Raw genomic sequence first — 23,206 nt, forward strand, 5'->3', positions numbered from 1 at the left:
CCTGTGCTGCGGGGATAGCGGTGGGTGACCGTTCGGGATGCGCGGGGGTGGGGGCGCTGTTTCGCTGGTGGCATCCGCTCTCCCCCAGATCCCAGGAGTGATCATGAGCGTTTCAGGCGAGTCCGGCAGCCGCGCCCAGCAGATGCGTGACCAGGCAGCGAAGCTCGAGCAGGCCGCGGAGCGTGCCACCGACCCGGCGGAGCGTCAGCGGCTGAAGGACAAGGCCGTGCGGCTTTCGGAGCAGAGCAAGAAGGAGAGCGAGCGGGGCCTCGGGGACGTCGACCCCATGTGACGGCCCTACGACATGTACCGGCCGGTGGCTGCCCGCGCGTTCTTCTCTACGTGAGGGAGACACCGGCCGGTGTTTTGCGTCCAGCACCCACGGCGGGCGGTACTCGTCGCGGTCAGGGCCGGTGGTCAGGTGCTGAGCAGGCGGTCGAAGAAGGACCGGTACTGGCGCAGGGCCAGGCGCAGATCCTCGGTGGCGACCTCCTCGCCGCGGTGCCATTGGCTTTCGAGGCTCTGCTTGTGGTCGGCGAAGGTGGTGGCGAGCAGCTGCATGACCTCGGCGACGAGCCCGTCTGCCGCGAGCACCGACTGCCTCGGGTCGTCGACGAATCCCTGCTGGACCTCCTGCCACCGGGTACGGAGGCCCTCCGCCTCCTGAGCCCCGAGAAGCGGGGCGGAATCAGGAGGGCCCGCGGCGTTGGCCGCCGACACGTGCCCCCGGCCCACACCTCTAGGGGGACGGGAGGTGTGTGGCGGCCCCCGATTCCGTGCCCGGCGTCAGGGGCCGTCGTCACCCGCGCAGGCCAGCGGCGGCCTGGACCCGGCTCGCCCAGAGTGACGCCTGGCAACAAGGCCCGTTGATCATTACTGCACGGCGAACGCGTTCACCCGAGTCCGGCCGTGGCATTCCTGTGGCTGGTGTACGGTCCCGAGCCGGAGTCGCTCCGCTCGTGGTGGCGAACGGAAACCCCACCATCAGACGACGTCGGCTGGGCGCGCAGCTGCGCCGGCCACGCCTTGCCAGCGGCCTGACGATTATGCAGGTGGCGCCTGAGGTCATCGCGTTCGCGATCGACGCGGGCCGTGCCGAATACCTGGACTGGATCACCCGGGCCACCCGCTAACCTTCCGCGCACTCCAGCAGCTCGTCAGCCAGTGACGCGGGCTGCTCGCTCGCGGAGCTCCTGAGCCTCCGGGACTCCGCTGTATCGCCGAAGGCGGACGCGCATGTCCTGCAGAGCGGCCTGGACCTTGACCGAGCGGATGCCGTCTGCGCAGTCGAGGAAGTCGCGCCAGGTGGCCGAGTTCGCCGGCCGCAACACCGCCGTCGGCGAAGCCGCCAACCCGCTCTGGTACTTGATGGCCCTGGGCGGCTGGCTCGTCCCGGACTACCAACCCGACGTGTACGCCCGCACCCTCCGACTCTCCCTCCCGCCACAGACCCGCCCCCGCATCGAACACCTGGAGCTCCGCGAGGGCAGTCGGCACATCGACGTCCGGTACTCCTGGAACACCGGCCTCGGCCGCGGTGCGGCCATCACCCGGGCCCTGGACGCTCTCCGCGGTGAGGGCGGCACCGCCCTGGAGGAGATCCACGCCTTCCTCGCCCTGCGCATCCTCGGAGTCATTCCGGCAGCCCGGCTGACCGGACACGACCTCCTGCTCGTGCTGATCAAGCTCGCCGAAAGCCAGGACCCGCTCACGACCCTCGACGCGTTCTTCACCACTACACAGGCACCTCACCCCAACCCCGGTGAACGGAGCAGCCATGTCCCTGCCCCTGCTTGAGATCCCCCTCCAGGCCCGGCCGCTGCAGGGCCGCAACGCCCTGGTGACCGGCGGAGCCACCGGTATCGGCGCCGAGATCGGACGGGCGCTCGCCGCCGCCGGAGCCACCGTTGCCGTCAACCACCTCGGCCAAGACCCCGACGCCCACGCCCTCCTCGCCGCCTTCGAGCGCGACGGAAGCCCCGGCATCGCAGTGAACGCCGACCCGACCCCACCGCCGTGCAGACCATGGCCGACCTCGTCCGCGCCGAGATCGGCCCCGTCGACATCCTCGTGAACAACGCCGGGTCCTACCCCCGCGTCCCCTGGCAGGACACCGACGAAGCCGCCTGGAATTACTCCCTCGACGTGAACCTCACCGCCCACTACCGCACCTGCCACGCCCTGGCCCCCGGCATGATCGAACGCCGCTGGGGCCGGATCGTGAACATCGGCAGCGTCAACGCCCGCGCCGGCCGCACCAACCTCGTCGCCTACAGCACCGCCAAGGCGGGCCTCCTGGGCCTGACCCGTTCCCTGGCCCGCGAGCTCGGCCCGTACGGCATCTGCGTCAACACCGTCCTGCCCGGCGCCATCGAGGTGGAAGCCGAGACCGCCATCCCCGCCCACCACCGTGCCAGCCCGGAAGACCAGATCAACCGCCAGTGCGTCCCGCGACGCGGACGCCCCGAAGACGTAGCGGCCCTGGTGGCGTTCCTCGGCGGCCCGTCCGCGTCGTTCATCACTGGGCAATCCGTCCACGTCGACGGTGGCTGGCTGCTGCACTGAGACCGTCAACAAGCAAGGAGACAGAGCGAAATGATCGAACGAGTCCGAGCCGTCCTCGTCACTGCGGACGACACGATGCTGGTCATCCGCCGCACCAAGCCTGGAGTCCCCGTGTACTGGGTGCTGCCAGGCGGCGGGGTCGAGGAGAGCGACGAGTCCCGGGAGGCCGCCCTCCACCGGGAGATCCACGAGGAGATCGCGGGGAAGGCCGATGTCATCCGCCTCCTGCACACGATGGAGTCCGACGACGAGCGTCAGCTCTTCTACCTCGCCCGCATCGATACGTGGTCCTTCGAGGACCGCACCGGCCCCGAGTTCAGTGCCGAGGGGCGCGGCGAATACGCGCTGGAAGAGATCCCGCTGACCGTGGAGGGGCTCGACGGCATCGACCTCAAGCCCGAGGAGATCACCCACGTCCTGCGGGGCGCCATCGGTGCCGGCGGACTCGGGGCCGGGGTCGTGGTCTAGTCGCGGAATCCTCCGGCGCCGTGTGCCGGACATGGGGGATACGTTGCACGGTGTTCCCGGTGTTCTTGCCGTGCACGGCTCTGACCAGGTACTCGGGGCCGAGCAGGATGAGTAGGCGTACTCAGGTGGCGGTCCTCGGCAGCTTCGAGACTGGGCGCAGGTCGAACGAAGCGGAACGGAACGGGGAACGTCATGGTGCGGCGCTGGTCGAAGCCCGAGATGTGGGTGCCCGGTGGATACCTGGCCCTGGTGGTCGCCATGCTGGTCTACATCGCGATCGGCAGCCGGACCGGGGACATCGGGATCTTCGCAGCCTTGCCGATCCTGGCCACCGCGCCGGTCAGCCTCCTGCTGCTGAGCACCTTCGGACCCGCCGCGGACGCCCTGGACGAGTCGGCCCCGGTCGAGGGGCCCATCTACGAAGGCTCGCAGCCGCCTCCCGAGCCGCCGCCCACGGAGTTCGTGCCGGAGTCCGCCCCGCGCCCCTCGGACTGGGTGGCACCGGACACGTCCATCGACACCAAGCTCGACATGTGGTCCGACTTCGGCTTCTACGGCGCGGTCCTGGTCAGCGCCCTGGTCAACGCCGCGGCGATCTGGGCCCTGCTCCGCTACGTGGCGCGGCGGCGCGACGCCAGGAGTGCGCGGGTCTAGCCGTACGGCCATGCGGACATGCCGCCGGGGCCAACGCTGAAATGCGTTGGCCCCGGCGGCGTTGGTCAGAAGGTGTACGGGGCGAAGGAGCGAGGGGGCTCGATCATGAGGCCAAGCACCCGCTCGAATTCGACCCTCTCGTCATCGGAGAAGGCCGCGATGATCTACCAGCACTTCGACGACGAACGCCAGCAGGAGGTCGCCGGGGGCATCGACGCCCGGGTACGCGCTGCCCGCGTCAAGGGAGCGGTGAAGAGGCAGGCGAAGGGCGCTTGACGATCGGGTGGGGGAGGGAACAAGGCGTCACGCCTTCCTCCCCTCACCGGCTCTCTGGGTTCCGTTGGACCCGAACAGCAGCGGCGGCGCTCGTCGATGGCCCGTCTACGGCCGTGCTGTGTCGAGAGGAAACCTGGCGCTCAGACACACCTCCATGCGTCGAGGAAGGCTTTCCGCTCAGCCGGATCAGCTGATTTGTGGTCCGCGTGCAGGACCCGCCAGGCGGTGAGTTCGAGGTCCCGGAGCCACAGCTCGCCGATGACCTGCGTCTTGAGGTCGGGGAGGTGGTCGGATTCGGCGAGCGCCTGGCCGATTACCTCTCCGGCTGCGACGCGCTGGGGCGGGGTCATCTCGTCGACTGCCGAGAGGATCTGACCGGCCAGACCGGTGCCTTCTCCGGCCAGCGAACTCAGCACGAACGTCTTGATGTTGGCGGGCAGCAGGTAGAGGGAGCCTGAGGTCCTCCACAGGTCCGACCAGAAGCGTTCTCCGGCCTCGGTGGGAGCGGGGAGCGCGGCCAGCAGTCCGAGGAGGTGCGCGGTGGCCGCGTACCCATCGGAGTGGGCGGATGCGACGACGGCGATGTCGGCGACACGCTCCACGTCGATTCGGCCCGCTTCGAGGCGTGGGTCCAGTCCCAGTCGCTGTTCCAGCTGGTGGGAAAGGGGGGCGGATGCGTGGGAGCGGAACTCGGGAAGCATCGGCGGTCCTTGAACGTAGGAGAGCGGAGAGGCCGTTCGGAAGCCCTGATCGTTCCCATGGCCCGCCGACTTACACGACTTCCACGGCCCCAGTTGGCGGCAGGCCTCCAGGACCGGAACCATGGGCGGCTGAACAGACCATGTCCGGCGGTGCCGGCCCCGGTGGTCCGAGGCAGGCCTCGGGCAATGCTCCTGCGGGCAGGCTCCTAACATGAGCACGTGGTTGCCAGCGACGCCCAGCAGTCCGAGGCAGGAAGGGAAGCAGTGTCCCGCGACGACGTCGAAACCGACGGTGTGTCTTCCGCACCGACGGTCGGAGGATGCGAGCCAAGTGGTCCTCCCTCCGGATCGCACCGTGACAAGGCCGCCGAGGACTCCCACCCGGTTGCCGACCTGGTCGAGCGAGCGGCCGATCTGGTGGAGCCGATCAAGCCGAAGCTACGAGGCTGGCTTCACGCCGGAATGGTCCCCGCATCGCTGGCCGCGGGCATCGTCCTCATCTGCCTGGCGGGGACACCGCACGCCACCCTGGCCTGCACCGTGTACTCCGTCACCGCCTGGATGCTGTTCGGGACGAGCGCCGTCTACCACCTCGGCACGTGGGGACCACTCGGTGAGGCCGTTCTGCGTCGCCTCGACCACGCCAACATCTTCCTGATCATCGCCGGCACCTGTACCCCGCTTGCCGTGCTCCTTCTCCCCCCTGACCAGCGGTCCGTCCTGCTGTGGATCGTGTGGACGGGCGCTTTGGCCGGCATCGCCTTCCGTGTCCTGTGGGTCGGAGCTCCCCGCTGGCTGTACACCCCCTGTTACCTGGCCCTGGGCTGGGCACCGGTGCGTTACCTGCCCGACTTCCTGGACAGTGGTGGGGCGCCCGTACTCGCCTTGATCGTGACCGGCGGGCTTCTCTACAGTGCGGGCGCGGTTGTCTACGCCCTTCAGCGCCCCGACCCCTCGCCCCGCTGGTTCGGCTTCCACGAGGTCTTCCACGCCCTGACCGTGGCAGCCTTCACCGCGCACTACATCGCCATCTCCTTCACCGTCTACTGAGCACGGCAATGTTCTGCCCGGGGGCTGCTGTCGCCCTGGGGCGGGCGAGTTGCCGGCTGGCTTCGGGTCAGGGTGCGAGGGGGCGGCGGAGGGAGAGGTAGTAGTTGCCGACGGCGGACAGGTAGCGGTGGTCAGCCGTTTCGCTGTCGGTGGTGAACTGGGGAGCGGCTTTGATCTCTTCCCGGGTCCCTGACACCTTTACCGTCCGTGTTTCGGTGTCGATGCCGGCGACGGCGCCGGCCGGGATCAGAATGCTCTTGCCGAACACCCACACGCCGGTGTCGACGACCAGGTGTTGCATGCCGGGCTGGTCCTGCTGGCGGTCCACGTGCCCGATGGTTCCGTCAGCCGCCTCAACCGTGAACCCCACCAGTGACTGCCGGGACGTGTAGCCGCTGTCCTGCGCGTACATCCACACACCGCTCACAACCCCGTCTCCTGACTCTCGGCTCGAAGGCGGCGGCCACAGCCACACCGCCGGCTTGACTCGTCCATCCCCATGCCCCGGCGCTTGCCTCGCAACCGGGTCCTCAGGATTCCGGGCGTGCGCGCTATGCCGGTGGCCGGGCAGCGTCCCCGAGTAGGGCCGATGCCTGCTGTTTGGTGAACCAGTCAGGCAGCGCGGCCTGCACGGGCAGCAGCAGCCACCTGGCGTGCGGGTCCTCGGGCAGGGTTGCGGACGGTCGCCCCAGCGGGTTTCGCGGACTGGCCGGCCGTGGGCACAGGCTGCGACCGCACGTGGGGACGCCTTCTACGAGGCTGTGGGGGCAGACCGTAAGGCCTCGGGCGCTCGGAAGGAGCGTCAGGGAGCAGTTCTCGTGGAGCGGCCGGCTCCCACGGCGTCGGAGGAGGACAGGAGCGGTCATGCCCCCAACCGAGGAGCGAGATCCAGGCGCCGATCAGGGGCGCGCCGGCAGTGAGCAGTTGGTGGAAATGGACCTCGTGGGCATGCTCGCGGCAGCGGAATCCGCCTCCCCCGTCGAGTCACTGGACGTCGTCGCACGGATGCTCAGGGACCGCCTGAACGCTGCTGCGGTCTCGTTCCTGATCGTCGACTTCACCGGGTCGTCAGTGGTGCGGCTCGGGGCAGCCGACAGCGTCGAGTCCGACGAGCCCCCTGAGCGCGTCGCTCTGCCCGGCACCCTCTACGCGGACGTGTTGCGCACACCCAGCGGCCGGCCCTCCAGCGAGAGGGCAACAGTTTGGTCAGGGTCGTGGCGCCCGTCACCAACCGCGGCGACGCCATCGGCCTGCTCGAACTCTTTCTACCGGATCGCCCCGACGAAGACGCGATGAGGCAGATCGGTGCGACCGCGCATGCCTTGCCCTACATCGTCATCGCGAACCGGTCCTTCACCGATGTCTACCAGTGGGGCCGTCGTACGCGGCCCCTGAACCTGGCGGCCGAGATCCAGCACCGGCCCCTTCCCGCCTCACTGGCATGTGAGGCGGCCCAGTTCACGGTCGCCGGAGCGCTGGAACCGGCGACGCACGTCGGCGGTGACACCTTCGACTACGTCGTAGACCGCGACACCATGCAGCTCTCCGTCACCGATGCCATGGGCCACGACGTGGAAGCCGCGCTACTCGCCACCCTCGCAGTGGGCGCCTCCCCACCAGGTCACACGCAGCGCTGACGCCGGGGCGGACCTGGCGGAGGCGTCCGCGCCCGAATAGCACTCTTTCGACGACCGACGACCGACGACCGACGCCCGCCGATCCCGACGGGCACGCTCGGTTCAGGCCGAGGGCGGCGGCGCGGATGATTCGGCGGCGCGGCGGTACTCGGCGTTGATGCGCTGGGCTTCCTCGAGCTGGTCTTCGAGGATGACGATGCGGCAGGCGGCCTCGATGGGGGTGCCCTGGTCGACGAGTTCCCGGGCGCGGGCGGCGATGCGCAGCTGGTAGCGGGAGTAGCGGCGGTGTCCGCCCTCGGAGCGGAGCGGGGTGATGAGGCGGGCTTCGCCGATGGCGCGGAGGAAGCCCTGGGTGGTGCCGAGCATCTCGGCGGCCCGGCCCATGGTGTAGGCGGGGTAATCGTCGTCGTCGAGACGGCCGAACGAGTCGTCTGCTGTCATTGAACCTCTCTCATGGAACGCGTGGAGGGGCCCTGGTGCCGTACGGCACCAGGGCCCCGAAGGAACTACTACACCATCTGTCGGCCCTGATACTGCGCCGACCCTGTGTTTCCGCCGACCCGACCGAGATGCTGCCGGGAGTGCGGGGATCGCGGTTGCTTGACCGGAGACCACCTCACTATCGATGTCCTGCGGTACCCGGGCTCAGCCTTTCGGCCCGGGCGATCCTGATGGTGCTCGGCTCCTCCGTTCTTCCCTCGGTGATCAACTGCTGGTACTGCTGGTACTGCTGGTACTGCTGGTACTGCTGGTACTGCTCTACTGCGTACTGCTGGTGGCCTGACCTAGCGCCACTCTCCGGCAGCCAGCCCCGTTGCCCGTCCTGCGTCTGCTCTGGCTTGGAACCCCACTGCCGAACTTCCCGGTGCGCGCGTCCGCAGCCGACGCCTTCACCGAGGTGCTGCTCACTTGACTTCACTGCTGGGTACTGCGCACTGCACTTACGGGTACTGCCACTGCGTTAACTGCGGTCCTGCTCACGGCGGCCCCTGATCACTGCGGGCCACCCGGTCCGGTCGTCAGCCCCGTCGCCGTCCTGCAACAACCCTGGCTTCGGAACTCCACCACCGCACCGTCATGCGAACTGCGACTGCGGGTACTGCTGCCCGGCAGTTCGTCTCTGCCAGGCCCTGCGGTCTCTCTGGGCTACGAGAGAAACCATAACCACGCCACCGCGCAATGTCTACTCTGGCCATCATAGATTTTCGTGCCCGCCGAGGAGAGCTAGACCTTCGCGGTCGGCCCAGGATGCGCAGAGCAGCCTGCACAGCAGGTCAGGGGCTCAGGAGACGCAGCCGAGCGTGGGGGGTCCCCCGGGTCTCGTCGATTGGCGTCGTGCTTCGACTGCTCTTCGATCCCTTCCTGGAGATGTCTGAGTCGGGTTGGCGTGCAGTGGGGGGCGCAGGGATCAGGTAGGCAGGGGCCGGACGCGGATTGCCCGGACGCGCCTCGTATGCGCACCCCTGACCTGTACGGCGGTACCGGTGGATTCGGCTGGCCAATGGTCAACCGCCTCGCCCGAGCGACCGCTGTCACCCGTCGGGCCTCCGGCGGGAAGACGGTGAGTGCTCTTCTCGACCGGTAGTCCTCCCGGTCGAGAGAACGGGACGACCGGTGCATAAAATCGGCTCCCATGTCGAAGCCTGACGAGCTGCTCGTTGACGTTGCCACCCTGGTGGAGTCCGGGCAGAGCAATCAGATGTCCCTGACCGTGGTCACCGGTGGCGCTGTCATCACCGGTCGGCTGGCACCCGAAGCCGTGTGGAGGCAGAGGGTGTCGGAGGTCCTGACGGACTCCGCCCGCCTGGGCGAGTTCGCCGCCATCTTCACGACCACGACACCCCACGAGGGGCCGCCCACTCATCTGCACTTCCATGTGGCCCGCATCCTTCAGGGCACGGTGGGGATCCCGGAGACGGGTGGGATGTATCGCGTCTCGATCGCGGATGTCAGCGCCTGGACCATGGGCGACTTCAGCTACTCCGACCACTGACCCGACATCGCGTAAGAAACCCCTGGGTACGCGGGAGGGCCCGACCGGCGCGTGCCGGTCGGGCCCTCCTCGCTGTTCGGGTGTCGGCTTGCGCCGGTCCTGTCCGTCAGACGGTCACCGGGATGCCGAGCATCGTGGAAGCCTGCTGGAGCGGGCTGAGGACGCGCGTGGGCACGGTGGCCCGGGGGAGGCCGCGGCAGGTGAACCCGAGCTGGTCCATGGCCCGGAGGACTTCACCGGCGCTGAAGTCACGGCGGTCCTGGCGGGTGATGACCTGGCCGACCTGCTTGGCGGGGTAGGTGCGGCGCCCGATGATCACTGACTCGCCGACGACCTGCTCGGGCTTGATGCCCTTCATCGACTCCAGGACACCGCTCTTGGTCAGGTCGAACGGGAAACGGGCGATGACACAGCGCATGTTGCCTCACAGGAAGAAGAACGGGGGGACGGTCGTGCCGTGGTGAGGCGGATCAGCGGGCAAGGGCGAGGACGCCCAGAGCACTGCCCTGGTCATCGACGACCGGCAGGGCATTGACTCGGCGGTAGCGCATCGCGTGTTCGGCTTCGGCCATCGTGGTCACGGGTGAGGTGACCGGCCCGCGGTCCCCCAGCAGGTCGCGGAGACGGACCTGGTCGGTGTACGCCGCGCTGTCGCGGATGGCGGTGAGCTGGGCCTGCGTGACCAGCCCGGTGCACAGGCCGTCCTCGTCGCAGACGAGCAGATGACCCGCGCGGGCGCCGGCCATGACGGCCAGGGCCACCTCGACCGTCATGTCGTCACAGACCTGGGGACCGGCCGCCTCCATCGCGTCGCCCACCGTCCGGTGCACAGGGTTGGCGTTCGCCGAGCGGGGCTGCATCTGGATCATCGTCAAAACGTGCCTCCTGCAGAGATGGGTCAGTTTCCTGATCACGTGCTTCTCAGGCCGCCGCATCGAAGGCGGACTGCCGCACGCTCACGCGCCGGACGGTCGAAGCGGGCCGACGCCTGCCACGGGAGGCCGCACTGCGCTTGGCGCGTTCGACGACGGGTGCGGTGATGACGACGGGGATGCCGGAGGGGGCCTGGGCGCCGGTGATCCGGTTCAGGGCCTCTTCGCCGGAGCGGACCTGGGTGGTCTGGGGGGTGATGCCGGCGGCCTGCATGAGGCGGGTCATGTCGCGGCGCTGGTTCGGGGTGACGAGGGTGACGACGCTGCCGGACTCGCCGGCGCGGGCGGTGCGGCCGCCCCGGTGCAGGTAGTCCTTGGGGTCGGTGGGCGGGTCGACGTTCACGACGAGGTCGAGGCTGTCGACGTGGATGCCGCGCGCCGCCACGTTCGTCGCGACCAGCACGGTCACGTGACCGGTCTTGAACTGGGCGAGGGTGCGGGTGCGCTGGGGCTGCGACTTCCCACCGTGCAGGGCGGCGGCCCGGACACCGCTGTTCAGCAGGTCCTGGGTCAGCCGGTCCACGGCGTGCTTGGTGTCCAGGAACATCATCACCCGGCCCTCGCGCGCCGCGATCTCCGTCGTCGTCCGGTGCTTGTCGGCGCCGTGGACGTGCAGCACGTGGTGCTCCATCGTCGTCACCGCACCGGCCGAGGGGTCGACGGAGTGCACGACCGGGTCGGTCAGGTACCGGCGAACCAGCAGGTCGACGTTGCGGTCCAGGGTGGCGGAGAACAGCATCCGCTGCCCCTCGGGACGCACCTGGTCCAGGAGGGCGGTGACCTGCGGCATGAAGCCCATGTCGGCCATCTGGTCGGCCTCGTCCAGGACGGTGATCGCGACCTGGTTCAGACGGCAGTCGCCCCGGTCGATGAGGTCCTTCAACCGGCCGGGCGTGGCGACGACGACCTCCGCGCCTCCGCGCAGCGCTCCGGCCTGCTTGCCGATCGACATGCCGCCGACGACCGTGGTCAGGCGCAGCTTCACGGCGCGGGCGTACGGGGTGAGGGCGTCGGTCGCCTGCTGGGCCAGCTCGCGGGTGGGGACGAGGATCAGGGCCAGCGGCTGGCGGGGCTCGGCGCGCTGCCCGGCGGTGCGGGCTAGCAGCGCGAGGCCGAAGGCGAGGGTCTTGCCGGATCCGGTCCGTCCGCGGCCGAGGACGTCGCGGCCTGCGAGGGTGTTGGGCAGGGTGGCTCCCTGGATCGGGAACGGCACGACAAGGCCCTGCGCGCCGAGGGCCGCCAACAGTTCGGCCGGCATGTCGAGATCGGCGAAGGCCTCGACGGCGGGCAGAGCGGGAGTGATCGTCTTCGGCGGGGCGAACTCGCCTTGGATCGCGGCGGGCCGGCGGCCGTAGCCGCCGGAGCGGCTCGGACCTCCGGAACGGCTCGGGGCCGACGAGCCGAAGCGGCTGCCCCGCTCCGAACCGGCGGCAGCGCCGAAAGCGGGGCCGCCGGTGCGGCTGCGGGTGCGAGAGGAACGGTCGTTCGTACGTGTGCGGTTCATTCAGAACCTTCCTTGATGCGGCACGTATCAAGGAATTCCCGCAGCGAAAACGCAGCGCAGGGAATCACAAGAACGGGCCGAATGGAATGCGAAAGCGACTCTGGCCTACAGAGACTCTGTACGGTCGCAGGCGCTGAGATGGGGAGGCGTCATGTGGACGCGAAATCCAGAAAAGTCGAGTGGGGTGAAGCTCCGAGGAGTATGTAACCCTGAATGCTTCGTCCCGCAGGTGACACCACTGCGGGGAAATATGTGCAGCGGGGGCCCGCACCCCGAGGGATGCGGGCCCCAGCTACGAAATGCGCGTCAGCGTCAGGCGGGAACGATGTTCTCGGCCGTCGGGCCCTTCTGGCCCTGCGCGATGTCGAAGGTGACCTTCTGGCCTTCCAGCAGCTCGCGGAAGCCCTGGGTGGCGATGTTCGAGAAGTGGGCGAAGACGTCGTCGCCGCCACCGTCCTGCTCGATGAAGCCGAATCCCTTTGCCGCGTTGAACCACTTCACGGTGCCAGATGCCATGTCGTATCTCCTTTGGGGCAGTACACCAGCATCCGCACTGTACGGACACCGTGTCGCCGCGATGATGCCCCGCCGGGAAAATGATCCGGAAATATAAAGCGCTCGAATGTGGCGCGGAGGCCGACTGGGAACGCTTGAAGTTTTTGGGTACCAAAACTGCAACCGAGATCGACAGTAGCACGCTGCAGCGGCTTGTGTACGTTAAATATTTCCACCGCGTGCGGTGCGGCAAAAACTCTCCATGCGGGGTCCACTAAACTCTATGACCGCGGGGACAGATATTGATTCCCCCCGAGTGCAGCGTTTCGGGAGCAAGGGCGTCCGCCAGCTGCGACGTGCAGTCCAGTGGGACGTGCGCCTGCGGGGTGGGTCCGCAGCGCCCTCCCGAAGGGATCGGCAGCTCGCAGGTGCTCCATGGCAGTTTCGGGGGCGTCCCTGGCAAGGCGGCCGCGCGATGGCCTCGACGGTGGCGGCCGCCTCAGCGGGAAGGCATGGTGGGCCGGCCGTGGCCCACACGTGAACGACAGGACCAGCCGTGCCCGGCCGCTCTGCCGGAGTGTCCTGCCCAGGGTCACTGCCTTCATCCACCGGCACCCGTGGGAACCTCCTGACGAGATGGTCAGCTCAACGGTGATCTCAGTGGCCATCTCACTGGCACGGCTGGACCAAGCCGCCCCCGAGTCCCGGTGCGCCGCTTTCTTCGAGACTTCACCAGTGGGGACCCGTGTGTGAAGCCTGTCCCGCTGAGAGGCGTGGCACTCTCGTCGCGAGCACCGTTGGCGGGGAAGGTGGCGCAGGTGATGGCTGAGCTGAAGTTCGAAACCGTCGTGTGCCCGCACTGCGCGGCCTGCCCGGCCACTGGGCAGGCCCGTACCATCGCCGCCGACCGGCGCCGGGTGACGGTGACGTGGCACCTCCCTTCCTGCCCGCATTACGCCGCCGATCGCGTGTTGGCGGGGAAAGAGGACTAGGTAGTCCCGTCGAGGGCCTGAGCCAACCCCTCCGGCCAACCGCCCCTTTTTGAAAGCGAATTCACGCGACGGAGGCAGCGGTGTGACGCAGGTCATCGAGAACGCGTCTTCGCGACGCGAGACCGGCGTGGGCCCGTGTGGTCCAAGTGGTGCGCGAAGAGCCCTCCGGCCGGGGAGTCCTGCGAGTTGGGGCACGCGGAGGGCACGGCGAGGGCCGAGAGGTCTAGACAACGAAGAAGGCCCAGGTCGCTGACCTGGGCCTTCTCTCAAGAGCGGATGACGGGAATCGAACCCGCGCTATAAGCTTGGGAACCACTCGGTACTTGGGCGCACGGATGGCCTCTGACCTGCAGAAACGGATGCTAAAGGCGCCGGTCGGGCTGCCGCGTCCGACCCCTTGCTGACCGTTGTTTACCGCCTTTACCGGCACGTTGTGGCACGGCCGCCGACTTCACGCGTTCCTGTCAGGCAGGGAGAATCCCTTGCGCGGGTGGCTGCGCCGCACGGATCACGGATCGGCCCGCCGTCTCCAGGAGCCCTGGCGCCTTCGGCTTGGATGTCTTTCGAGATGGCTTCATAGCGTCAGGGTGAGGTGACGGTTTATGCTCGGGCTGTGCGAGCCATGAGTGACCCCCTGACCGACGATGAGAAGACCGACCTGGACGCGGCCCTCAAAGCCGTCCGGCGGGCCGAGCAGGCTCTCGCGCGGGCGCAGGCTCATCTCAACCGCACGGCAGGCCGCATCGGCTCCGCCGACCGCTACGGGCAGAAGGCAGCGGTAGGCCGCCGCGTCGGATGGTCCCGCCAGCATGTGACCACCCTCGCCAACGCCTACCAGGCGGGCGAACCGGATCAGGAGGAGAGGACCGAAGCCGCATGAGTACCGCGCCCCAGCCGTCCGCCGTCCCGCAGCCGCCCGCCCAACCCGAGGCCATCCGCGCCGCCCTCGCCCAGGTTGCCCCGCACCTGCTCGCCGACTTCGACCGCGACCGCGCGGCCAGCACCGCCCGCGCGCGCGCCGAGGTGTCCGCAGTTCCCCTCCGCACCTTCACGGAGGCGTGGGCCGTCGAGGTGGCCATCGCCCGGCACCCGGAGACCGCCGCCCGGCTCCGCGCGCTCGAAGCCCGCGCCGGAGAGGTCAGCGACCTCGGCGAGGCGCGCGACGTCGCTGCCGAGATCAGCCGCATTCGCAACGCCGCCGCCGCCGAGGCAGGCATCCGTACCGTCGGCGAGGCCGCGCAGTGACCGACGACCGTTGGGTGTGGGAGTACGCCTTCCACGCCGAGGACGAGGTCGGCTACCCGAAGGTCGTGCGCGACGAGGTGACGGCCGTCGTCGACCAGATCGTCGAGCTCGCCAACCTCGGCATCGACCCGGCCGAACTCGGCGATCCCACCCCCGGTACGGCTCGCCGTCACATGCTCCCCTCCGGCGGATGGTTCGAGACCCAGGCGCTCCCGAGAATGAGGCCACGCCTCCTCGCCGTGGTCCTGGTCGTACCGCCACTGCGCATGCTCTGATCGTCTTCCTGCCGGAGTGTTTCGCGCACAGATCTGGCGTCTCCACCGAAGCTGGACGAGGGGCCGACCGGCACGGATCATCAAGGTCAGGAGTTACGCGGGATCACCAGGCCGGATTCGTAGGCGAGGATCACGAGCTGGGCGCGGTCGCGGGCGCGGAGCTTGGTCATGGCCCGGTTGACGTGGGTCTTCGCGGTCATCGGGCTGATCACCATCCGGTCGGCGATCTCGTCGTTGGACAGGCCCTGCGCGATCAGGGCGACGGCCTCGCGTTCCCGGTTGGTCAGCTCTTCCAGCCCCGTGCGGGCAGCGGTGTCGAGCGGCTGGGCGACGTACCGGTTGATCAGTTTGCGGGTGATCGACGGCGCGAGCAGGGCGTCCCCGCGCGCGGCGACGCGTACGGCGTGGAGGAAGTCCTCCGGCACGATGTCCTTGACGAGGAATCCGGTCGCGCCGACGCGCAGTGCGTCGAAAACGTACTCGTCGAAGCCGTAGTTGGTGAGGGTGACGACGTGCACTCCGGCCAGGACCGGGTCCGCGGCGATACGCCGGGTCGCCTCGATGCCGTCCATGACCGGCATCTGGATGTCGATGAGCGCGATGTCGGGCAGGTGCGCCTTGACCAGGGCCAGGCCCTCCCGTCCGTCGCCGGCCTCGGCCACCACCTCGATGTCGTCTTCCAGATCGAGGAGGGAGAGGAATCCGCTGCGGATGAGCGGCTGGTCGTCCACCAGCACGACGCGGATCACGACGACCGGTCCACGGGGAGTTCGGCCTGGACGGTGAAACCGCCGCCCGGGAGCGGTTCGGCGCGCAGCCGGCCACCGAGGGCGGTGACCCGCTCGCGCATGCCGAGCAGCCCGAAGCCGGGTGCGGGAGCCGTGCCCGGCGAGGCCTTGCCGTCGTCATCGACGCGTACCGCAATCGCATCCGAACGCCAGTCGATCCCTACCGATGCCGTTGCGGCGTGCGCGTGGCGGGCGATGTTGGTGAGCGACTCCTGAACGATCCGGTAGACGGTCCGGTCCACCGCGGTCGGCACCTCGTGGCGCCGTCCCTCGATCGTCAGCGTCGCGTCCAGACCGAAGGTACGGGCCTGTTCCACCAGCTCCGGGACATCGTTGAGCCCACGCGGCGGGGCCGTTTCGTCGTCGCGCAGCGCCTCCAGCGTTGCGCGCAGCTCCCGGCTCGCCTCGCGACCGGCCGTCTGGATTGCCGGCAGGGCCTCCGGCACCTCCTCACCCCGCCTGCGGGCCACATGCACGGCGACTTCGGCCTGCACCTTGATGACGGAGATCTGGTGGGTGAGTGAATCGTGCAGCTCCCGCGCGATGCGCAGGCGCTCCTCGTCGGCGCGGCGCCGCGCGGTCTCCTCCCGGGTGCGCTCGGCCTCGTCCGCCCGCCGCTCGGCCTGCCGCAGCGCCTCGCCGGCGGCCCCGGCGGCCGGGGTACGGCACACGGCCTCGGTCGCTCCCGCTATGAAACGCCCCGGCCCACGGCACCCTTGCCTCGCAGGCGCAGTCGTCACACTGCGGCTGGTGGATTGGGTGTTTCGGGGTTGCGCCGGTATTCGGCGTTGATGCGCTGGGCTTCCGCGAGCTGGTCTTCGAGGATGACGATGCGGCAGGCGGCCTCGATGGGGGTGCCCTGGTCGACGAGTTCCCGGGCGCGGGCGGCGATGCGCAGCTGGTAGCGGGAGTAGCGGCGGTGTCCGCCCTCTGAGCGGAGCGGGGTGATGAGGCGGGCTTCTCCGATGGCGCGGAGGAAGCTCTGGGTGGTGCCGAGCATGGCTGCGGCCCGGCCCATGGTGTACGCGGGGTAGTCGTCGTCGTCGAGACGATCGTCGAACGAGTCGTGTGCTGTCATTTACACCTCTCTCTGTGGAACGCGTGGAGGGGCCCTGGTGCCGTACGGCACCAGGGCCCCGAAGGAACTGCTACACCATCTGCCGACCCTAGTACTGCGTCGGCCTTCTGTTTCCGCGGACCTGACCTGCACTCGGCCGGGGGCGCGGGGATCGCGGTTGCTTGACCGGAGACCACCTCACTATCGATGTCCTGCGGTACCCGGGCTCAGCTTTCGACCCGGGCGATCCTGATGGCGGTCAACTCCTCCGTTCTTCCCTCTGGACCGATCACTTGCCAAACGGGGGACTACGTACTGCTGTTGATGCGAACTGCTCAGTGGCCTGCGGTAGCGCCACTCTCCGGCAGCCAGCCCCGTCGCCCGTCCTGCGTCTGCTCTGGCTTAGAACCCCACTGCCGAACTTCCCGGTGCGCGCGCCCGCAGCCGACGCCTTTACCGAGGTACCGCTCACTGACTGCACTGCTGGTACTGCGAACTGCACTTACTGAACTGCCACTGCGTTAACTGCGGTACTGCTCGTGGCAGCCCCTGATCACTGCGGGCCGCCCGGTCCGGTCGTCAGTCCCGTCGCCGTCCTGCAACAACCCTGGCTTCGGAACTCCACCACCGCACCGCCCTGCGCACTGCGTGTACTGATGCCCGGCAGTTCGTCTCTCCGGGCCTTGCTCGATCTCGGCTACGAGAGAAACCATAACCACACCGCAATCGAATGTCTACTGCGGCCATCACAGATTTTCGCGTGTTCGACGAGGAGGTAATCGGGGTCGAACACAACCCCGCATCCGCGTGCTGGGCAGCCAACAGGTGCTACCGCCTCCAGCCGTCCCAGCGCCTCGGCGCCTCGGCGGGCCGAGTGCGCGGATCGTAGGCGCCGGGCCGCCAGGGGGGTGGGGCGAAGAATAGAGTCGGCTTCCATGTCGAAGCCTGACGCGTTGCTCGTGAACGTCGCCGCCCTGGTGGAGTCCGGGCAGAGCAACCAGATGTCCCTGACCGTGGTCACCGGCGGTGCTGTCATCACCGGTCGGCTGGCTCCCGAAGCCGTGTGGAGGCAGCGGGTGTCGGAGGTGCTGACGGATTCCGCCCGTCTGGGCGAGTTCTCCGCCGTGTTCACCGCCATGCCACGTATGGAGGGGCCGCCCACGCATCTGCACTTTCATGTGGCGAGGATCTTGCAGGGAACCGTGGGTATCCCGGAGACGGGCGGGATGTACCGCGTCTCGATCGAGGATGTCAGCGCCTGGACCGTGGGCGACTTCAGCTACTCCGACCACTGACCCGCCACTACGACCAGAACCCGCCCTCACAGAGGTGAGGGCCCGACCGGGACGAGCCGCTCGGGCCCTCACTCCTGTACGGGTGTGCCGACAGCCGCGCCCGCCCCTGCGGTCAGGCGTTGCGGAAGTCCTGGAACGGGGTGGGGCGGGATCAGGCGGCGGGCTGGGGCTGCCGCAGCTCTGCCCGGCCGAAGAGGAGTGCGTAGCCGCCGGGGAGCTGGTGAAGGATTCGGGCGAGGAGGTCGGGGCCTGCGAGGCGGGAGACGACGGCGAGCACGGCGCCGGTGTCCCAGCGCGCGGTGGCCGGGGTGCCCCCGGTGCGGGCGGCCAGGTCTTTGACGAAGCCCCAGCCGGTGAGCTGTTCGGTGTCGGGGATCTGGGCGGTCAGGGTGAGGGCGGCCTCGACGGGCAGGCACTGCGCGAGGTCGACGCGTTCGTCTCCGGTGATCTGCCGGCCGAGGGCGGCGAGGACAGTGCGGACGGCTTCCTCGGCGCGTTCGCGGGTGGGATAGGCGCCTTCGTAGCGCACGCGTTCCAGCATCTGGTCGAACGTCATGGCCGCGAGGGACGGGTTCGCTCGAGGCTGGTCGTACATGGTGCTGAGGTTGCCTTTCTCTTCGAGGGCTCGGTTTCATACCGGCCGCGGTCAGGTGGGCTGGGGGTGGCCGAAGAGGAGGTCGTAGCCGGGCGGGAGCTGCAGCAGGACCTCGCGCATGAGGACGTCTCCCGCCGCGGCGGCCACGGTGGAGAGGACCGCGCCGATGTCCCACAGGGCCGTCTTCTCGGTGGCGCCTTCGATCCAGGCCGCGGTCGCGCGGATGAAGCGTTCAGGTGAGAGCGGTTCGGTGGCCTGCAGAGGGTTGAGGAGGATCAGGGCGTACGTCTCGGGGAGCCGGGCGGCGAGCTCGGCCCGCACGGTGCCGACCAGGTGTGCGCCCAGCAGGGCCAGGACGACGCGGGCCGCCCGTTCGGTCTCCTCCCGAGTCTGATACTCGCCGCGTTCCTGGACGTGGTCCAGGAACGCCTCCCGGCGCATCGTCATCACGTCACCTCCGGATAGGGGTGAAGGGGCGAGGGGTGCGGAGGACGGGGTGCCGGAGGGGGAATCGGTTCCCCGTCCTCCGCCGCTGGTGCCGGGCTGTTCAGCCGGAGATCTGCTTGCGGCCGGACTCGCCGCCGATGCTGATCTTCCGCGGCTTGGCGCGCTCGGCGATCGGGATCCGCAGGGTCAGGACACCCGCCTCGTAGTCGGCTTCGATGTGCTCGGTGTCGAGGGTGTCGGCGAGCACGATCTGGCGGGAGAAGACGCCGAGGGGTCGTTCGGAGAGCTCCATCTGCACGCCGTCGGACTTCTCCGCGGGCCGGCGCTCGGCCTTGACGGTCAGCATGTTCCGCTCGACGTCGATGTCGATCGCCTCGGTGCTCACGCCGGGGAGGTCGAAGGCGATCACGTACACGTCGCCCTGGCGGTAGGCGTCCATCGGCATGACGGACGGCTTGGACCAGGTGCCCGACGCACCCGAGAGCTGCTGAACGATCCGGTCCATCTCGCGGAACGGGTCAGTGCGCATCAACATCGCGAAACACCTCCAGTTGGTTCAGGCAGAAACTGCCAATGCGCTTCAACGTGCTCCCGTTGTAACATGTCATCGAAACGATGACAAGCAAGGAGTCATCTGGAGGATGACAGAGTCACGGAGAACGCAATGAACGAGGCCGCCGAGCCGACCACACCAGTCCCCTTCCTGGCTGCCGCCGCGGCACTGGAGGCCATCAACCAGGCCGTCAAGGACGCGCAGCAACCCTCCGCGAGACCAGCCGCTTCGCCGCCCGCGCCGGACTCGGGCCCGCACCCGGCTCTGGCTGCACTGCTGACGCTGCGCGAGGTCCGTGAGCAGCTCGCCGGCTGGGAGAGCGGCCTGATCGAAACCGCCCGCGGGCACGGGGCGAGCTGGGCCGATCTTGCGGGACCGCTCGGGGTCGCCAGTCGGCAGGCCGCCGAACGCCGCTACCTGCGCCTGCGCCCCGGCACCGCCGGAACCACCGGGGAACAGCGCGTCCAGGCCACCCGTGACACCCGCGCCGCCGACCGCACCGTTACCGCCTGGGCCCGCGACAACGCGGCCGACCTGCGCCGACTCGCCGGGCAGGTCACCGCCCTCACCGGCCTCCCCGCCAACGCCCAGGGCGCCATCGGCGACCTGAACCTGGCCCTCGCCGACAACGACGCTGCCCGTCTCGTTCGCCCCCTGACCGCCGCCCGGGCCCATCTGCGGTCCGAGGACGCCGAGCTCGCCGAACGTATTGACGCCCTGGCCCAGCACACGGACCAGCTCCGCCAGGACACCCATGACCAGCGCAACACGTGACACCGAACCCGCGAACTATCGACTGGCCAACGGGCGTCGGGAGGGCCACGCCCGTAGATGCAAGGAGTGATCACCATGGTCGAACACCCTCCCCGGAGGGCCTACGGTAACGACGTCGCCGTAGAGGTCCTGGACCACACCGTCGCGGTCAGGCCCACCGGCGAGATCGACCTCGAGACGGCGCACTCCCTGCAGCTCGCCCTCTCCGAAGCTCTCACCTACGCCTCACCGGCCAAGCCGGTGGCGGTCGACTGCAGCCGCCTCACCTTCTGCGACTCCTCGGCACTCAACGCACTCCTCGCCGCACGACGCACAGCGCAAGAGACCGGCACCGTCATCCGCTTGGCCGCCCCCAACCCCCAGCTCCAGCGCCTCCTGGAGATCACCGGCGCCCTGTCCCTCTTCCCCGTGGACCAAGACCCGCCGACGGTCGGCTGCCATCCGAGGGAATACCCGGACGGACTCCCCCAGTAGGCAGGCTGGTGGTGTGCGGGCGCTGTTCGGCGTACGGCGAAGGCGGGTCGCCTTTACGGCTCTCCGCTCAGCTGCGCCAGGGAAACTGGGTCTTCTTGGGATCTGCAAGGGCATGGGCTCGGAGACATTGCAGATACCGGCTCATGGAGCTGGTGGGATCGTCCACTTTGAACCGTTCCCTCCGCCCGTCAGACTGCCCAACGTGACTGATGCCGCGCCGACTGCAGAGACCACTCCCGACCAGGACAAGTGGCTGACCCCGGGCGTGAAAGGCGTCGGCTCAGCGAGCTTTCTGGCCGACGTCGGCCACGAGATTCCCACGGCGTTGCTGCCGTCGCTGCTGACCTCCACCCTTGGAGCACCGGCCGCTGCCCTGGGCGCGATTGAGGGCATCTCCGATGCGCTGGCAGGGGCGGCGAGGTTCGGTGGTGGCGTTCTCGCGGATGACCCAGCGCGTCGCCGGAAGGTCGCTGTCGGGGGCTACGCGACGACGGCAGTGCTGGGAGCGGCCACCGCAGGCGCGACAGCCGTATGGCAGGTGGGCCTCCTGCGTGCCGCCGCCTGGACCGCACGCGGCCTGCGGGTTCCTGCCCGTAACGCGCTGCTGGCGGACATCGTCCCCGCCAAGGCGTACGGACGGGCCTATGGCTTCGAGCGGATGATGGACAACCTCGGCGCCATCTTCGGACCGCTCCTCGCCCTCGGCCTGGTGGCCTGGCTCGGCGTCCAATGGGCCATCGGCCTCTCCGTCATTCCCGGACTCCTCGCCGCGGGCGCGATCGTTTACGCGATCCGCAAGACTCCCCGCCCGACCAGCCGAGACAAGGTCCCCCTCAAGATCCGTATCAAGCCGGTTCTCCAGGGCGATCTCGGCAAACTGCTGGGAGCGGTTGCTGCGTTCGAGGTCGGCAACGTCGCCGCGACCCTGCTGATCCTGCGCGCCTCGGACTTGCTGGCCCCCGAACACGGCACGAAGACGGCGACGACGATCGCACTTGGCCTTTACACCGCCTACAACGTCGCGGCCACGATCGCCTCCGTGCCCGCCGGCCGGTTCTCGGACCGGCTCGGCACCCGAGGCCCAGTCGTCGTCCTCGCCGGAGGCGTCGCGGCATTCGCACTCTCCTACGGCCTCTTCACCATCGACGCCACCACAGTTGCCCTCCTCGTGATCCCGTTCGTCCTCGCCGGCGTAGGCATCGGAGCGGTCGAGACCGCCGAGCACTCCGCCGTCGCGGCCCTCGCCCCGAAGGGCCTGCGCGGCTCCGCCTTCGGCATGCTCGCCACCGTCCAGTCGCTCGGCAACCTCGCCGCCTCCACGATCGCCGGCCTCCTGTGGACTCTCGTCTCCCCGACCGCCGCCTTCGCCTACCTCGCCGCCTGGATGGGCGTCGCCCTCATTGGTCTGCTTTGGTCCGCCCGGCGTGCGCGCGGGTAGATGCCGCCTGAGCGGACACCGTCCGTCAACTGCCTCTTTGGGAGCGCGATTTCGCACCCGATGTCGTCGATTGCGGCGCAGGTCACAGGAAGTGCGTCTCGCGATATGAGACGCCACCGCGTCCGGGTGGTGCAAGTGATGCACGGAACGCCCTCCGGCCAGGGCATTTCGGCGACTTGGGGCACGCGGAGGGCACGGCGAGGGCTCAGAGGTCTAGACAACGAAGAAGGCCCAGGTCGCTGACCTGGGCCTTCTTTCAAGAGCGGATGACGGGAATCGAACCCGCGCTATAAGCTTGGGAATCTATGGTGCGGAAGTCATCGGAATCCCATCTGACCTGCGGAAGTCGGCTCCGCGAAGCGACGTCTGGGGCCTCTCTGCGCTCCGGTTCTGACCGCTGTTGACCGTCCCTAAGGGCACGGTTGGGGCACGCCGCCCTTCACCCTGGCCGTTGTGGAGTCCTTCGTCGTCTGGAACACCTACGAGTCGCCATCGGCGGCAGCGTGGCTGTACCGGGGATCGCTCCCGCAAGCGGCAAGCGGCAAGCGGCAAGCGGCAAGCGGCAAGCGGACGAGGAGGGATCTGTGGTTGCCGTGCACCCGAACGATGCGCGGCACACCGACCCGCTCCGTGCTCAGTAGGAGATGACCACGGCTCCGTTGTTGTCGAAGGTCGCCTCGTTCGCTGCGGCAGAGGTGGCGACGGGAGCGGTGAAAGCACCGGCGCCCATCACCGTCGTGGCCGCTGCGACGACGCCGACGATTCCGGGTAGGGCTCGCAATGGGTGAACTTCCCTTCGTGTGACCGGAGGCGCACGAGGGATCAAGCCGTGACGCGGTGCGTCACGCGGCCCCCGGCGCCGAGTGTCACGTTCCCCACATCAAGTGCGCGCTGCGGTCACTGCCCCTGGCGAGCTCCGGCCCCCGTCGTGCCGCGCGAACGAGGACGCTCGGTCACCGACGCTGTTGTGGTGAGTGGTCCCACCCAACCTCTTGGAG

General features: G+C 68.9%; 35 protein-coding genes and 2 pseudogenes. 22 read left to right on the forward strand and 15 right to left on the reverse strand.

Annotated elements, in window-relative coordinates:
• Nucleotides 1–103 precede the first annotated feature (103 nt).
• Nucleotides 104–292, forward strand: a complete 189-nt coding sequence (locus tag ACZ45T_RS20385; protein WP_468443182.1) for a DUF6381 family protein — start codon at nucleotides 104–106, stop codon at nucleotides 290–292.
• A gap of 125 nt (nucleotides 293–417) precedes the next feature.
• Here the strand turns inward: ACZ45T_RS20385 and ACZ45T_RS20390 are convergent, their stop codons facing one another.
• Nucleotides 418–720: a hypothetical protein gene (locus tag ACZ45T_RS20390; protein WP_468443184.1), complete on the reverse strand. Its 303-nt coding sequence runs from the start codon at nucleotides 718–720 to the stop codon at nucleotides 418–420.
• A 239-nt stretch (nucleotides 721–959) separates the two neighbouring features.
• Between ACZ45T_RS20390 and ACZ45T_RS20395 the strand changes: the two genes are divergently transcribed.
• The 7 genes from ACZ45T_RS20395 (at nucleotide 960) to ACZ45T_RS20425 (ending at nucleotide 3,963) form a co-directional block, all read left to right on the forward strand.
• The gene (locus ACZ45T_RS20395; protein ID WP_468443186.1) at nucleotides 960–1,133 is read left to right on the forward strand and encodes a hypothetical protein; all 174 of its coding nucleotides are present in this window, start codon (nucleotides 960–962) and stop codon (nucleotides 1,131–1,133) included.
• A gap of 103 nt (nucleotides 1,134–1,236) precedes the next feature.
• Entirely contained in the window at nucleotides 1,237–1,797 is a 561-nt protein-coding gene (locus ACZ45T_RS20400; RefSeq protein WP_468443188.1) for a hypothetical protein, read from the forward strand.
• Complete coding sequence (locus ACZ45T_RS20405) at nucleotides 1,778–2,074, forward strand: SDR family NAD(P)-dependent oxidoreductase (RefSeq protein WP_468443190.1); 297 nt, start codon at nucleotides 1,778–1,780, stop codon at nucleotides 2,072–2,074. The genes ACZ45T_RS20400 and ACZ45T_RS20405 overlap by 20 nt, the downstream gene beginning before the upstream one ends.
• The gene (locus ACZ45T_RS20410) at nucleotides 2,026–2,565 is read left to right on the forward strand and encodes an SDR family NAD(P)-dependent oxidoreductase (RefSeq protein ID WP_468443192.1); all 540 of its coding nucleotides are present in this window, start codon (nucleotides 2,026–2,028) and stop codon (nucleotides 2,563–2,565) included. Before ACZ45T_RS20405 ends, ACZ45T_RS20410 begins: the two co-directional genes overlap by 49 nt.
• A gap of 30 nt (nucleotides 2,566–2,595) precedes the next feature.
• Entirely contained in the window at nucleotides 2,596–3,033 is a 438-nt protein-coding gene (locus ACZ45T_RS20415; RefSeq protein WP_468443194.1) for an NUDIX hydrolase, read from the forward strand.
• A 192-nt stretch (nucleotides 3,034–3,225) separates the two neighbouring features.
• Entirely contained in the window at nucleotides 3,226–3,687 is a 462-nt protein-coding gene (locus ACZ45T_RS20420; protein ID WP_468443196.1) for an SCO4225 family membrane protein, read from the forward strand.
• Nucleotides 3,688–3,792: 105 nt separating this feature from the next.
• On the forward strand, nucleotides 3,793–3,963 hold the full coding sequence (locus ACZ45T_RS20425; RefSeq protein ID WP_468443198.1) for a hypothetical protein: 171 nt from the start codon (nucleotides 3,793–3,795) through the stop codon (nucleotides 3,961–3,963).
• Between the two features lie 140 nt (nucleotides 3,964–4,103).
• Here the strand turns inward: ACZ45T_RS20425 and ACZ45T_RS20430 are convergent, their stop codons facing one another.
• Entirely contained in the window at nucleotides 4,104–4,664 is a 561-nt protein-coding gene (locus ACZ45T_RS20430; RefSeq protein ID WP_266594587.1) for a hypothetical protein, read from the reverse strand.
• A gap of 219 nt (nucleotides 4,665–4,883) precedes the next feature.
• Here ACZ45T_RS20430 and trhA point away from each other — a divergent pair, with 219 nt between their 5' ends.
• Nucleotides 4,884–5,714 (forward strand): PAQR family membrane homeostasis protein TrhA, encoded by an 831-nt coding sequence (gene trhA, locus ACZ45T_RS20435; protein WP_468443201.1) that lies wholly within the window; start codon nucleotides 4,884–4,886, stop codon nucleotides 5,712–5,714.
• A gap of 67 nt (nucleotides 5,715–5,781) precedes the next feature.
• Here the strand turns inward: trhA and ACZ45T_RS20440 are convergent, their stop codons facing one another.
• Nucleotides 5,782–6,141 (reverse strand): PRC-barrel domain containing protein, encoded by a 360-nt coding sequence (locus ACZ45T_RS20440; protein WP_371639725.1) that lies wholly within the window; start codon nucleotides 6,139–6,141, stop codon nucleotides 5,782–5,784.
• Nucleotides 6,142–6,578: 437 nt separating this feature from the next.
• Between ACZ45T_RS20440 and ACZ45T_RS20445 the strand changes: the two genes are divergently transcribed.
• On the forward strand, nucleotides 6,579–7,010 hold the full coding sequence (locus ACZ45T_RS20445) for a hypothetical protein (protein WP_468443203.1): 432 nt from the start codon (nucleotides 6,579–6,581) through the stop codon (nucleotides 7,008–7,010).
• Nucleotides 7,007–7,351 carry a hypothetical protein gene (locus ACZ45T_RS20450; protein WP_468443205.1) on the forward strand — a complete coding sequence of 115 codons (345 nt, stop codon included), beginning with the start codon at nucleotides 7,007–7,009 and terminating at the stop codon, nucleotides 7,349–7,351. The genes ACZ45T_RS20445 and ACZ45T_RS20450 overlap by 4 nt, the downstream gene beginning before the upstream one ends.
• Before the next feature lie 102 nt (nucleotides 7,352–7,453).
• On the opposite strand, the gene ACZ45T_RS20455 is transcribed toward ACZ45T_RS20450, so the two are convergent.
• Entirely contained in the window at nucleotides 7,454–7,792 is a 339-nt protein-coding gene (locus ACZ45T_RS20455) for a MerR family transcriptional regulator (protein WP_468443207.1), read from the reverse strand.
• Between the two features lie 184 nt (nucleotides 7,793–7,976).
• On the opposite strand from ACZ45T_RS20455, the gene ACZ45T_RS20460 reads away from it, so the two are divergent.
• From ACZ45T_RS20460 to ACZ45T_RS20470, 3 genes and pseudogenes are all read left to right on the forward strand, one after another.
• A complete protein-coding gene (locus tag ACZ45T_RS20460) occupies nucleotides 7,977–8,135 on the forward strand; it encodes a hypothetical protein (RefSeq protein ID WP_468443208.1) in 159 nt (52 codons plus the stop codon).
• A 654-nt stretch (nucleotides 8,136–8,789) separates the two neighbouring features.
• A pseudogene (locus tag ACZ45T_RS20465) lies at nucleotides 8,790–8,936 on the forward strand (ATP-binding protein); the annotation flags it as partial.
• A 48-nt stretch (nucleotides 8,937–8,984) separates the two neighbouring features.
• Complete coding sequence (locus ACZ45T_RS20470) at nucleotides 8,985–9,344, forward strand: hypothetical protein (RefSeq protein WP_468443209.1); 360 nt, start codon at nucleotides 8,985–8,987, stop codon at nucleotides 9,342–9,344.
• A 106-nt stretch (nucleotides 9,345–9,450) separates the two neighbouring features.
• Here the strand turns inward: ACZ45T_RS20470 and ACZ45T_RS20475 are convergent, their stop codons facing one another.
• The 4 genes from ACZ45T_RS20475 to ACZ45T_RS20490 all read right to left on the reverse strand — a co-directional run bounded on the left by ACZ45T_RS20475 (nucleotide 9,451) and on the right by ACZ45T_RS20490 (nucleotide 12,296).
• On the reverse strand, nucleotides 9,451–9,762 hold the full coding sequence (locus tag ACZ45T_RS20475; protein WP_468443210.1) for an SCO5918 family protein: 312 nt from the start codon (nucleotides 9,760–9,762) through the stop codon (nucleotides 9,451–9,453).
• Nucleotides 9,763–9,814: 52 nt separating this feature from the next.
• A complete protein-coding gene (locus tag ACZ45T_RS20480) occupies nucleotides 9,815–10,219 on the reverse strand; it encodes a CBS domain-containing protein (RefSeq protein ID WP_468443212.1) in 405 nt (134 codons plus the stop codon).
• A gap of 46 nt (nucleotides 10,220–10,265) precedes the next feature.
• On the reverse strand, nucleotides 10,266–11,780 hold the full coding sequence (locus ACZ45T_RS20485) for a DEAD/DEAH box helicase (protein ID WP_468443214.1): 1,515 nt from the start codon (nucleotides 11,778–11,780) through the stop codon (nucleotides 10,266–10,268).
• A gap of 312 nt (nucleotides 11,781–12,092) precedes the next feature.
• Complete coding sequence (locus ACZ45T_RS20490; RefSeq protein ID WP_030228768.1) at nucleotides 12,093–12,296, reverse strand: cold-shock protein; 204 nt, start codon at nucleotides 12,294–12,296, stop codon at nucleotides 12,093–12,095.
• 800 nt (nucleotides 12,297–13,096) lie between these two features.
• Between ACZ45T_RS20490 and ACZ45T_RS20495 the strand changes: the two genes are divergently transcribed.
• The 4 genes from ACZ45T_RS20495 (at nucleotide 13,097) to ACZ45T_RS20510 (ending at nucleotide 14,787) form a co-directional block, all read left to right on the forward strand.
• Entirely contained in the window at nucleotides 13,097–13,267 is a 171-nt protein-coding gene (locus ACZ45T_RS20495; RefSeq protein WP_366474606.1) for a hypothetical protein, read from the forward strand.
• A gap of 622 nt (nucleotides 13,268–13,889) precedes the next feature.
• Nucleotides 13,890–14,147, forward strand: a complete 258-nt coding sequence (locus ACZ45T_RS20500; RefSeq protein ID WP_385230228.1) for a hypothetical protein — start codon at nucleotides 13,890–13,892, stop codon at nucleotides 14,145–14,147.
• Nucleotides 14,144–14,512, forward strand: a complete 369-nt coding sequence (locus ACZ45T_RS20505; protein ID WP_393744823.1) for a hypothetical protein — start codon at nucleotides 14,144–14,146, stop codon at nucleotides 14,510–14,512. Before ACZ45T_RS20500 ends, ACZ45T_RS20505 begins: the two co-directional genes overlap by 4 nt.
• A complete protein-coding gene (locus ACZ45T_RS20510; RefSeq protein WP_468443218.1) occupies nucleotides 14,509–14,787 on the forward strand; it encodes a hypothetical protein in 279 nt (92 codons plus the stop codon). The genes ACZ45T_RS20505 and ACZ45T_RS20510 overlap by 4 nt, the downstream gene beginning before the upstream one ends.
• Nucleotides 14,788–14,873: 86 nt before the next feature.
• Here the strand turns inward: ACZ45T_RS20510 and ACZ45T_RS20515 are convergent, their stop codons facing one another.
• From ACZ45T_RS20515 to ACZ45T_RS20525, 3 genes and pseudogenes are all read right to left on the reverse strand, one after another.
• Entirely contained in the window at nucleotides 14,874–15,536 is a 663-nt protein-coding gene (locus ACZ45T_RS20515; protein ID WP_468443220.1) for a response regulator, read from the reverse strand.
• Nucleotides 15,533–16,231 (reverse strand): annotated as a pseudogene (locus ACZ45T_RS20520) (sensor histidine kinase); the annotation flags it as partial. The pseudogene ACZ45T_RS20520 and the gene ACZ45T_RS20515, both read right to left, overlap by 4 nt.
• A gap of 80 nt (nucleotides 16,232–16,311) precedes the next feature.
• Nucleotides 16,312–16,653 (reverse strand): MerR family transcriptional regulator, encoded by a 342-nt coding sequence (locus ACZ45T_RS20525; protein WP_393744829.1) that lies wholly within the window; start codon nucleotides 16,651–16,653, stop codon nucleotides 16,312–16,314.
• Between the two features lie 914 nt (nucleotides 16,654–17,567).
• On the opposite strand from ACZ45T_RS20525, the gene ACZ45T_RS20530 reads away from it, so the two are divergent.
• Complete coding sequence (locus ACZ45T_RS20530) at nucleotides 17,568–17,927, forward strand: hypothetical protein (protein ID WP_468443222.1); 360 nt, start codon at nucleotides 17,568–17,570, stop codon at nucleotides 17,925–17,927.
• A gap of 151 nt (nucleotides 17,928–18,078) precedes the next feature.
• Here ACZ45T_RS20530 and ACZ45T_RS20535 read toward each other — a convergent pair whose 3' ends face one another.
• The 3 genes from ACZ45T_RS20535 to ACZ45T_RS20545 form a co-directional block, all read right to left on the reverse strand.
• On the reverse strand, nucleotides 18,079–18,522 hold the full coding sequence (locus tag ACZ45T_RS20535; protein ID WP_468443224.1) for a DUF2267 domain-containing protein: 444 nt from the start codon (nucleotides 18,520–18,522) through the stop codon (nucleotides 18,079–18,081).
• Between the two features lie 51 nt (nucleotides 18,523–18,573).
• The gene (locus tag ACZ45T_RS20540; protein ID WP_468443226.1) at nucleotides 18,574–18,969 is read right to left on the reverse strand and encodes a DUF2267 domain-containing protein; all 396 of its coding nucleotides are present in this window, start codon (nucleotides 18,967–18,969) and stop codon (nucleotides 18,574–18,576) included.
• A gap of 100 nt (nucleotides 18,970–19,069) precedes the next feature.
• Nucleotides 19,070–19,504 carry an Hsp20/alpha crystallin family protein gene (locus tag ACZ45T_RS20545; protein WP_468443228.1) on the reverse strand — a complete coding sequence of 145 codons (435 nt, stop codon included), beginning with the start codon at nucleotides 19,502–19,504 and terminating at the stop codon, nucleotides 19,070–19,072.
• Between the two features lie 129 nt (nucleotides 19,505–19,633).
• Here ACZ45T_RS20545 and ACZ45T_RS20550 point away from each other — a divergent pair, with 129 nt between their 5' ends.
• From ACZ45T_RS20550 to ACZ45T_RS20560, 3 genes are all read left to right on the forward strand, one after another.
• Nucleotides 19,634–20,296 (forward strand): HSP18 transcriptional regulator, encoded by a 663-nt coding sequence (locus ACZ45T_RS20550; protein WP_468443230.1) that lies wholly within the window; start codon nucleotides 19,634–19,636, stop codon nucleotides 20,294–20,296.
• 75 nt (nucleotides 20,297–20,371) lie between these two features.
• Complete coding sequence (locus tag ACZ45T_RS20555) at nucleotides 20,372–20,770, forward strand: STAS domain-containing protein (RefSeq protein ID WP_468443232.1); 399 nt, start codon at nucleotides 20,372–20,374, stop codon at nucleotides 20,768–20,770.
• A 202-nt stretch (nucleotides 20,771–20,972) separates the two neighbouring features.
• The gene (locus ACZ45T_RS20560) at nucleotides 20,973–22,208 is read left to right on the forward strand and encodes an MFS transporter (protein WP_468443234.1); all 1,236 of its coding nucleotides are present in this window, start codon (nucleotides 20,973–20,975) and stop codon (nucleotides 22,206–22,208) included.
• 634 nt (nucleotides 22,209–22,842) lie between these two features.
• On the opposite strand, the gene ACZ45T_RS20565 is transcribed toward ACZ45T_RS20560, so the two are convergent.
• Nucleotides 22,843–22,989, reverse strand: a complete 147-nt coding sequence (locus ACZ45T_RS20565; RefSeq protein WP_468443236.1) for a hypothetical protein — start codon at nucleotides 22,987–22,989, stop codon at nucleotides 22,843–22,845.
• Nucleotides 22,990–23,206 lie beyond the last annotated feature (217 nt).

The sequence above is a fragment of the Streptomyces sp. NPDC030995 genome (assembly GCF_055571215.1).

What these genes read in the sequence shown, in the direction of transcription:
- ACZ45T_RS20385 (WP_468443182.1), top strand. Translation starts at nt 104, where the DNA reads ATGAGCGTTTCAGGCGAGTCCGGCAGCCGCGCCCAGCAGATGCGTGAC.
- ACZ45T_RS20400 (WP_468443188.1), top strand. Translation starts at nt 1,237, where the DNA reads ATGTCCTGCAGAGCGGCCTGGACCTTGACCGAGCGGATGCCGTCTGCG.
- ACZ45T_RS20405 (WP_468443190.1), top strand. Translation starts at nt 1,778, where the DNA reads ATGTCCCTGCCCCTGCTTGAGATCCCCCTCCAGGCCCGGCCGCTGCAG.
- ACZ45T_RS20410 (WP_468443192.1), top strand. Translation starts at nt 2,026, where the DNA reads ATGGCCGACCTCGTCCGCGCCGAGATCGGCCCCGTCGACATCCTCGTG.
- ACZ45T_RS20415 (WP_468443194.1), top strand. Translation starts at nt 2,596, where the DNA reads ATGATCGAACGAGTCCGAGCCGTCCTCGTCACTGCGGACGACACGATG.
- ACZ45T_RS20420 (WP_468443196.1), top strand. Translation starts at nt 3,226, where the DNA reads ATGGTGCGGCGCTGGTCGAAGCCCGAGATGTGGGTGCCCGGTGGATAC.
- ACZ45T_RS20425 (WP_468443198.1), top strand. Translation starts at nt 3,793, where the DNA reads ATGAGGCCAAGCACCCGCTCGAATTCGACCCTCTCGTCATCGGAGAAG.
- ACZ45T_RS20430 (WP_266594587.1), bottom strand. Translation starts at nt 4,664, where the DNA reads ATGCTTCCCGAGTTCCGCTCCCACGCATCCGCCCCCCTTTCCCACCAG.
- ACZ45T_RS20445 (WP_468443203.1), top strand. Translation starts at nt 6,579, where the DNA reads ATGCCCCCAACCGAGGAGCGAGATCCAGGCGCCGATCAGGGGCGCGCC.
- ACZ45T_RS20450 (WP_468443205.1), top strand. Translation starts at nt 7,007, where the DNA reads ATGAGGCAGATCGGTGCGACCGCGCATGCCTTGCCCTACATCGTCATC.
- ACZ45T_RS20455 (WP_468443207.1), bottom strand. Translation starts at nt 7,792, where the DNA reads ATGACAGCAGACGACTCGTTCGGCCGTCTCGACGACGACGATTACCCC.
- ACZ45T_RS20460 (WP_468443208.1), top strand. Translation starts at nt 7,977, where the DNA reads ATGTCCTGCGGTACCCGGGCTCAGCCTTTCGGCCCGGGCGATCCTGAT.
- ACZ45T_RS20470 (WP_468443209.1), top strand. Translation starts at nt 8,985, where the DNA reads ATGTCGAAGCCTGACGAGCTGCTCGTTGACGTTGCCACCCTGGTGGAG.
- ACZ45T_RS20475 (WP_468443210.1), bottom strand. Translation starts at nt 9,762, where the DNA reads ATGCGCTGTGTCATCGCCCGTTTCCCGTTCGACCTGACCAAGAGCGGT.
- ACZ45T_RS20485 (WP_468443214.1), bottom strand. Translation starts at nt 11,780, where the DNA reads ATGAACCGCACACGTACGAACGACCGTTCCTCTCGCACCCGCAGCCGC.
- ACZ45T_RS20490 (WP_030228768.1), bottom strand. Translation starts at nt 12,296, where the DNA reads ATGGCATCTGGCACCGTGAAGTGGTTCAACGCGGCAAAGGGATTCGGC.
- ACZ45T_RS20495 (WP_366474606.1), top strand. Translation starts at nt 13,097, where the DNA reads ATGGCTGAGCTGAAGTTCGAAACCGTCGTGTGCCCGCACTGCGCGGCC.
- ACZ45T_RS20500 (WP_385230228.1), top strand. Translation starts at nt 13,890, where the DNA reads ATGAGTGACCCCCTGACCGACGATGAGAAGACCGACCTGGACGCGGCC.
- ACZ45T_RS20505 (WP_393744823.1), top strand. Translation starts at nt 14,144, where the DNA reads ATGAGTACCGCGCCCCAGCCGTCCGCCGTCCCGCAGCCGCCCGCCCAA.
- ACZ45T_RS20525 (WP_393744829.1), bottom strand. Translation starts at nt 16,653, where the DNA reads ATGACAGCACACGACTCGTTCGACGATCGTCTCGACGACGACGACTAC.
- ACZ45T_RS20530 (WP_468443222.1), top strand. Translation starts at nt 17,568, where the DNA reads ATGTCGAAGCCTGACGCGTTGCTCGTGAACGTCGCCGCCCTGGTGGAG.
- ACZ45T_RS20535 (WP_468443224.1), bottom strand. Translation starts at nt 18,522, where the DNA reads ATGTACGACCAGCCTCGAGCGAACCCGTCCCTCGCGGCCATGACGTTC.
- ACZ45T_RS20540 (WP_468443226.1), bottom strand. Translation starts at nt 18,969, where the DNA reads ATGACGATGCGCCGGGAGGCGTTCCTGGACCACGTCCAGGAACGCGGC.
- ACZ45T_RS20545 (WP_468443228.1), bottom strand. Translation starts at nt 19,504, where the DNA reads ATGTTGATGCGCACTGACCCGTTCCGCGAGATGGACCGGATCGTTCAG.
- ACZ45T_RS20550 (WP_468443230.1), top strand. Translation starts at nt 19,634, where the DNA reads ATGAACGAGGCCGCCGAGCCGACCACACCAGTCCCCTTCCTGGCTGCC.
- ACZ45T_RS20555 (WP_468443232.1), top strand. Translation starts at nt 20,372, where the DNA reads ATGGTCGAACACCCTCCCCGGAGGGCCTACGGTAACGACGTCGCCGTA.